This window comes from Cupriavidus campinensis, from assembly GCF_905397395.1.
GTDB lineage: Bacteria > Pseudomonadota > Gammaproteobacteria > Burkholderiales > Burkholderiaceae > Cupriavidus > Cupriavidus campinensis.
Genome location: NZ_CAJPVH010000111.1, coordinates 1 through 6,891, shown reverse-complemented (window position 1 = coordinate 6,891; position 6,891 = coordinate 1). Strand labels below are relative to the sequence as shown.

Here is a 6,891-nt window from a genome sequence, read left to right as displayed (position 1 = left end):
TGGCGAGCCTGGGCGACAAGGCGCCCGCCGTGGCCGCGCAGTTCGCCCGCGAGCTGGGCCTGGACCTGCCCGCGCTGCCCTGGCACGCCCACCGTGACCGGCTGGTGGCGGTGGCGACGGCGCTGGGCCTGCTCACCGGCACGCTCGGCAAGATGGCGCGCGATTTGTCCCTGATGATGCAGACCGAAGTGGGCGAGGTGGCCGAGCCATCGGGCCCCGGCCGGGGCGGCTCCAGCACGATGCCGCACAAGCGCAACCCGGTGGGCTGCGCGGCGGTGCTGACCGTGGCTGTGCGCGTGCCGCCGCTGGTGGCGACGATGCTCGCCGGCATGGTGCAGGAGCACGAGCGCGCGCTGGGCGGCTGGCAGGCCGAGTGGGACACGCTGCCGCAGATCGTCACCCTTGCCGCCGGCGCGCTGCGCCAGTTGGGCGATGTGGCAGCGGGCCTGGAGGTGGATGCTGCCCGCATGCGCGCCAATCTCGACCTGACCCACGGCCTGATCCTGGGCGAGGCCGCGATGCTGGCCCTCGGTGGCCGCATCGGCCGGCTGGAAGCGCACCACGTGGTGGAAGCCGCCTCGCGCCGCGCGGTGGAGCAGGGCGTGACGCTGCGCGTGGCGCTGGCCGCCACGATCGCCGCTAACCCGGCGCACGCCGGGCTGCTGGACGATGTCGAACTGGACCGCCTCAGCGATCCGGCGCACTACGCCGGGCAGGCCGCCGCCTTCGCCGATGCCGCCGTGGCCGCCTGGCAGGCCCTGCGCGCCGTCTGATCCCCATACCGAAAAGGAGACCACGTTGCCTTATCTCGACCACGCCGGCGCCCGGCTGTTCTACACCGTCGATGGCCCGGACACCGCGCCCGCCATCGTCTTTTCCAACTCGCTGGGCACCGATCACACGATGTGGCAGCCGCAGGCCGCCGCGCTGGCCGGCCGCTTCCGCGTGGTGCGCTACGACGTGCGCGGCCATGGCCGTTCCACCGCGCCCGAGGGCGCCATCACGGTGGACGTGCTGGGCCGTGACGTGGTGGCCATCCTCGACGCCCTGCAGATCGATCAGGCCGTGTTCTGCGGCCTGTCGATGGGCGGCCTCACCGGCATGTGGCTGGGCGCGCATGCCCCGGCGCGCTTCAGCCGCATCGTGCTGGCCAACACGGCGGCCAAGATCGGCACGGCGGACGCCTGGAACAGCCGCATCGACACCGTGCTGCGCGACGGCATGGCGCCGCTGGCCGATGCCTCGCTGCAACGCTGGTTCACGCCGGGCTTCCTGGCCACGGCCGGTCATGCGCTCGATGACCTGCGCGCGGTGCTCGCCGGCCTTGACCCGCGTGGCTACGCCGCCAGTTGCGGCGCCGTGCGCGACGCGGACCTGCGCGAGGCCGTGAAGGCCATCCCCGTGCCGGTGCTGGTGATTGCGGGCGGCGACGACCCCTCGACCACGGCGGCGCAGGGCCGCGAACTCGCCGCGGCCATCCCCGGGGCGATCTACGTCGAACTGCACGCCGCGCACCTGTCCAACCGCGAGCAGCCGGGCCGCTTCACCGCCGCGCTGCTCGACTTCATCCTCGGCCGCCGCCCGGTGACCGACGATGCCGCGCGCTACGAGGCCGGCCTCGCGGTGCGCCGCGACGTGCTGGGCAGCGCCCACGTGGATCGGTCGCTGCAACGGATCTCGCCGCTGAACGAGGAATTCCAGAACCTGATCACGCGCTATGCCTGGGGCGAGATCTGGACGCGCGAGGGCCTGCCGCGCCATACGCGCAGCCTGATCACGATTGCGATGATGGTGGCGCTGAACCGCTCGGAGGAGTTGAAGCTTCATCTGCGCGCCGCCGCCAACAACGGTGTCACGCGCGACGAGATCAAGGAAGTGCTGTTGCAGACTGCGATTTATTGCGGCGTGCCGGCGGCGAATTCGGCGTTCCACATGGCGGAGGAGGTTTTCGCCGCCGTTGACCGGTAGTCCCACACCACAAAAAAACAGATCGGGAGACAGGCCATGGGTCAGCAGGGCAACGGCATGCCGCGCGCCACGCGCGTGGCGATCATCGGGGCGGGGCCGGCTGGGCTTCTGCTCGGGCAACTGCTTACGGTGGCCGGCATCGACAACGTCATCATCGAGCAGCGCAGCGCCGAACACGTGCTGGGGCGCATCCGCGCCGGCATCCTCGAATCGGTGACGGTGGATGCGCTGGCGCGCGCCGGCGTGGACCAGCGGCTGCGCGCGGAGGGGCTGCGGCACCACGGCATCGAGCTGTCGTACCGGGGCGCGCGCCACCGCATCGACTTCCACGCGCTGATTGGGCGCGACGTCACCGTGTATGGCCAGACCGAAGTCACGCGCGACCTGATGGCGGCGCGCGCGGCGTCCGGCATGCCCATCGTCTACGAGGCCACCGATGTCTCGCTGCACGATTTCGATACGGACCGGCCCCGCGTGACCTTCCGCCACGCCGGCAGCGCGCATGAACTGGCCTGCGACTATGTGGCCGGCTGCGATGGCTTCCATGGCGTGAGCCGGGCCAGCGTGCCGGAGACATCGACACGGATCTTCGAACGGGTCTATCCGTTCGGCTGGCTCGGCGTGCTGTCCGAGACGCCGCCGGTGGCGGACGAACTGATCTACGCCAGCCACGAACGCGGGTTTGCGCTGTGCAGCATGCGCTCGAAGACGCGCAGCCGCTACTACGTGCAGGTGCCGGCCACGGAGCGCGCGGAGGCCTGGTCGGATGCGCGCTTCTGGGGTGAGTTGCGCGCCAGGCTCGACCCCGCCGCCGCGCAGGCGCTGGTCACCGGCCCGAGCATCGAGAAAAGCATCGCGCCGCTGCGCAGCTTTGTCTGCGAGCCGATGCGCTTCGGCCGCCTGTTCCTGGCGGGCGATGCCGCGCATATCGTGCCGCCCACCGGCGCCAAGGGGCTGAACCTGGCCGCCAGCGACGTGCTGTACCTCGCCGACGGGCTGATCGCCCAGTACCAGCGCGGCGATCCGGCCGAACTCGACGCCTATTCCGCGAAATGCCTGCGGCGCGTGTGGAAGGCGGAGCGGTTCTCGTGGTGGATGACGGCGCTGCTGCATCGCTTCCCCGATGCCGACGCGTTTGCGCACCGCATCCAGCAGGCCGAACTCGACTATCTGGTGGGCTCCGAAGCCGCCTGCCGGGCGCTGGCCGAGAACTACGTTGGGCTGCCGGCGTAGGACGCTTGCCGAGGCGCAAGTCGTCTGCCCGCCGACAGCGGGCGGCGCGCATGCCACGCGACAATGCCGCTATCGTCTCCCCGGAGGTCCGCCATGAAGCGTTTCGTGCTTGGGCTTGCTGCCCTCGCTGCCCTTACCACTGCCGCGCTGGTTCCCGCCCGCGCCGAGCCGGCCGCGCCGCTGGCGCCCATCGCCTCGCTCGACGTGGCCCGCTACATGGGCACGTGGTACGAGATCGCCAAATATCCGAACCGCTTCCAGCGCCAGTGCGCCGGCCACACCACGGCGCAGTACGCGGCGCGGTCCGATGGGCGGGTCGACGTGGTGAACCGCTGCCGCAAGGCGGATGGGACGAGCGATGACGCCACCGGCGTGGCAAGGCCGGTGGGGGAGGCCGGCACGCCGAAGCTGGAGGTACGGTTTGCCCCGGCGTGGTTGTCGTTCATCCCGTGGGTGTGGGGCGACTACTGGGTCATCGACCTCGACCCCGGCTACACGTTGGCCGCCGTCAGCGAGCCTAGCCGCGAGTACCTCTGGATTCTCTCCCGCACGCCCACGGTGGAGTCCGGCGCCTATCAGGCGCTGCTGCGCCGGCTGGAGGCGAAGGGCTTCGACATCACCCGGCTCCAGGCTACGCCGCAGGACTGATGTCCCCGCAATCCATATAAATGAAATATGGATATTCAACTCGACATATATTTTACGTAGCACCGACCCGGTGATACCGTCTCGCTCCAGCATGCCGGCACAAGTACCCGCGTGCGCTTGGAGGAGACCACAACATGACATCCGGATCGAACATCCGGCGGCGCCTGGCGCTGCTGGCGGCCGCCTGCGCGGCCACTGCATTGATGGCCGCGTGCGGCGGTGGCGACGATGCCCCGTCGGCGTCGAGCGGGGCACCCGGCACCGCCCCCGGCACTGACAATCCCGATAACCCGACCCAGCCGGCCCAGCCGACGTTAAGCGCGCTGGAAGCGTGCAACGCGCTGAACGGCGCCAGCGTGCCGGCCTCGGCGCTGACGCTGGCCTCGGGCGGCGCCACGGTCACGGCGGCCACGCTGATTGCCGCCGACGCCACCGGCAACACGCTCGGCGAGTACTGCCAGGTGCGCGGCGCCATCGCCCCGGTGGACGCTGCCGCGTCCAACATCAACTTCGCGGTGAACCTGCCCACACAGTGGAACGGCAAGGGCATCCAGTTCGGTGGCGGCGGCTTCGACGGCACGCTGATCGACGGCACCGAGACCGTCCGCTTCGCGCTGCCGGACGACCCGGCGCCGCTGGCGCGCGGCTACGCCACCTGGGGCGACGATTCCGGCCACCAGAGCACCAGCATCACCGATGGCCGCTTTGCCACCAACGACGAGCAGCTCGCCAACTATGGCGGCGACACGCTCAAGAAAACCCACGACGTGGCCCTGGCGATGATCCGCCAGCGCTATGGCCGCGCACCCACGCGCGCGTATTTCCTCGGCACGTCCACGGGCGGGCGTGACGCGCTGAGCTATATCCAGCGCTGGCCGGCCGACTACGACGGCGTCATCGCCAACGAGCCGGCGCTCAACTACACCGGCACGCGCCTCTCCAACGTGGCCGTGGGCCGCGCGCTCTACCTGAACGGCGGCGCCGGCTGGCTCAACATCAACAAGACGCTGATGGTGCAGGCCGCTGCCATGGCCGCCTGCGACACGCTGGACGGCGTGGCCGACAAGGTAGTCAGCAATGTCGAGGGCTGCCGCCTTGGCGCGATGCAGGTGCTGGCCAATTTGCGCTGCCCCGGCGGTACGGACACGGGCGACACCTGCCTCTCGGATGCGCAGATTGCCACCGTCAAGACCATCGAGCAGCCGCTCCAGCTGACCTACCCGCTGGCCAACGGCGTGACCGTGGCCGGCGGCTACAACATCCTGGAAGGCGCGCTGGTGGCGGGGCCGTTCACCACGCGCGACCTCGGCACGCGGCCGGTGCCCGGCAATCCGGCCACCACCGCGGACGCGAACATGTACCTGACCGGCGACCAGTGGGTGAAGTACTTCGTCACCCGCGCCGCCACGTTCGACGCGCTGACCTTCGACCCGGCCAGCCCGGGGAGCTGGACCTCGCGCGTGCAGACCGTCTCGGCGCTGACCGATGCCACCAATCCGGACCTGTCCGCGTTCCTGGCAAAGGGCGGGCGGCTGATCCTGCTGCACGGGCTGGCCGACGAAGTCATCAGCCCCAATTCCACCATCGCCTGGTACAAGGCCGTGATCGCGCGGGTAGGGCAGGCGGCGGTGGACCAGGGCATCACGTTCTACACAGTGCCCGGCATGGGCCACGGCACGGGCAGCTTCCTGCCGGCGTGGAACTCCCTGACTGCGCTTGAGAACTGGGTGGAGATGGGCGTGGCGCCGGGCCAGCGTACGGTGATGGACACCAACGCCGGCACCTATGGCCGCACGCGGCCGCTGTGCCAGTACCCGGCGTGGCCGAAGTACAAGGGCTCGGGCAGCCAGGATGCGGCCATCAACTACACCTGCGAGGGCGCGTCCGGCATCGTGCAGTCCTGCCTGAACCTGCCGGCTGTGGCCACCACGTGGAAGGGCGGCAACACCAACGGCGAGGAGCTGTCGGTGCGCGTGGACCCGGCCACCCTCAAGTACACCGTGACGATCGATGCCAGCCTGCAACGGACCGCTGGCGTTACGCGCACCGGCCAGCTCGTCTCGCAGGGCGGCTGCACCTATGCCAGCGACGAGAACGGCGCCAACTTCACTTTCACTGGCGGCGGGGTGCTGGCCGGTGGGGTTGCGCCGGTTTCGGGCGCTGGCTTCCTGCCACTGGTGGCCTTCCAGACCGTGTCATCGGACTTCAAGGCCGTGGCCGACATCTACAACGTCAATGGCGTGCAGACGGCGGTGGCGGGTGGCGCGGTGACACTGCGCACCGGCTCGGCACGGCTGCGCTCGTCGGCGGCCACGTGGCAGACCTGCTCGGCAACGGCGGCGGGCGGTTTCATGGTCTATGACGCGGCCTGCGCCAACACCACCAAGGGCTACATCGTCTGGAACCCGGCGCGCAACGCGTTCGACTACTACGTGGGCGGCACCATCGCCGCCGGGGACGGCGTGCTGAGCGGGTCGCTGATCAGCGGCATCGTCAACGGCATCCCGGTGCCGGTGGTCCTGACGCGCTCGGCCACGGCCTATGGGATGAACGTCTACGCCTCGCAGCCCACCGCCCCGCTGACGGCGGGCGCGGCCGATGGCCGGTACCGCATGATGGGCACCGACGGCAGCCAGGTCAGCGCCGACCTCAACGCCACGGCCATCGTGCGCGACGGCGCCTCGGGCGTGCTGACCTACAACCAGCCGGTGGCAGGCGTGCTCGACGCCTCGGGCGGGGTGGTGGCGTCGTACCTGTCGAACGGTGGCCTGCTGATCGGTACGTCGGCAGGACGCTTCGAGCTGGGGTTGTTGAATTGATGTGATGCTGCGATGAGGAAAAAAGCGGGCCTTGATGAACTGACCCCCTAAAGTTGGACGGGTAAGTTAGGCCGCGGCCAAGGGCTGGGTCCTGTATTGCACAGGACTCAGCCCTTTTAGCTTGAGCTTGATGCGGTCGTGATTGTAGTACCGGATGTATTCGGCTATGCCACGACGCAACTGGTCGACGTTGGCGAAGCGCTCTAACCGGAAGCACTCTGAC

Annotated in this window: 6 protein-coding genes; 5 read left to right on the top strand and 1 reads right to left on the bottom strand. The window is 69.7% G+C overall.

Annotated features, from left to right (window positions below; genetic code table 11):
* The 5 genes from KHO18_RS27780 to KHO18_RS27760 all read left to right on the top strand — a co-directional run.
* Positions 1 to 773, top strand: a 773-nt coding sequence (locus tag KHO18_RS27780; protein ID WP_244845155.1) for a lyase family protein, incomplete at its 5' end; no start/stop codon positions are given.
* 25 nt (positions 774 to 798) lie between these two features.
* Positions 799 to 1,968: a bifunctional 3-oxoadipate enol-lactonase/4-carboxymuconolactone decarboxylase PcaDC gene (pcaDC, locus tag KHO18_RS27775; protein ID WP_211944273.1), complete on the top strand. Its 1,170-nt coding sequence runs from the start codon at positions 799 to 801 to the stop codon at positions 1,966 to 1,968.
* Positions 1,969 to 2,004: 36 nt separating this feature from the next.
* Positions 2,005 to 3,201, top strand: coding sequence for a 4-hydroxybenzoate 3-monooxygenase (gene pobA, locus KHO18_RS27770; RefSeq protein WP_244845153.1), 1,197 nt, complete (start codon positions 2,005 to 2,007; stop codon positions 3,199 to 3,201).
* 93 nt (positions 3,202 to 3,294) lie between these two features.
* Positions 3,295 to 3,849 carry a lipocalin family protein gene (locus KHO18_RS27765; RefSeq protein WP_144198394.1) on the top strand — a complete coding sequence of 185 codons (555 nt, stop codon included), beginning with the start codon at positions 3,295 to 3,297 and terminating at the stop codon, positions 3,847 to 3,849.
* Between the two features lie 134 nt (positions 3,850 to 3,983).
* On the top strand, positions 3,984 to 6,668 hold the full coding sequence (locus KHO18_RS27760) for a tannase/feruloyl esterase family alpha/beta hydrolase (RefSeq protein WP_244845151.1): 2,685 nt from the start codon (positions 3,984 to 3,986) through the stop codon (positions 6,666 to 6,668).
* A 66-nt stretch (positions 6,669 to 6,734) separates the two neighbouring features.
* Here the strand turns inward: KHO18_RS27760 and KHO18_RS27755 are convergent.
* A partial coding sequence (locus KHO18_RS27755) for an IS3 family transposase (protein WP_211944274.1) occupies positions 6,735 to 6,891 on the bottom strand: 157 nt, incomplete at its 5' end.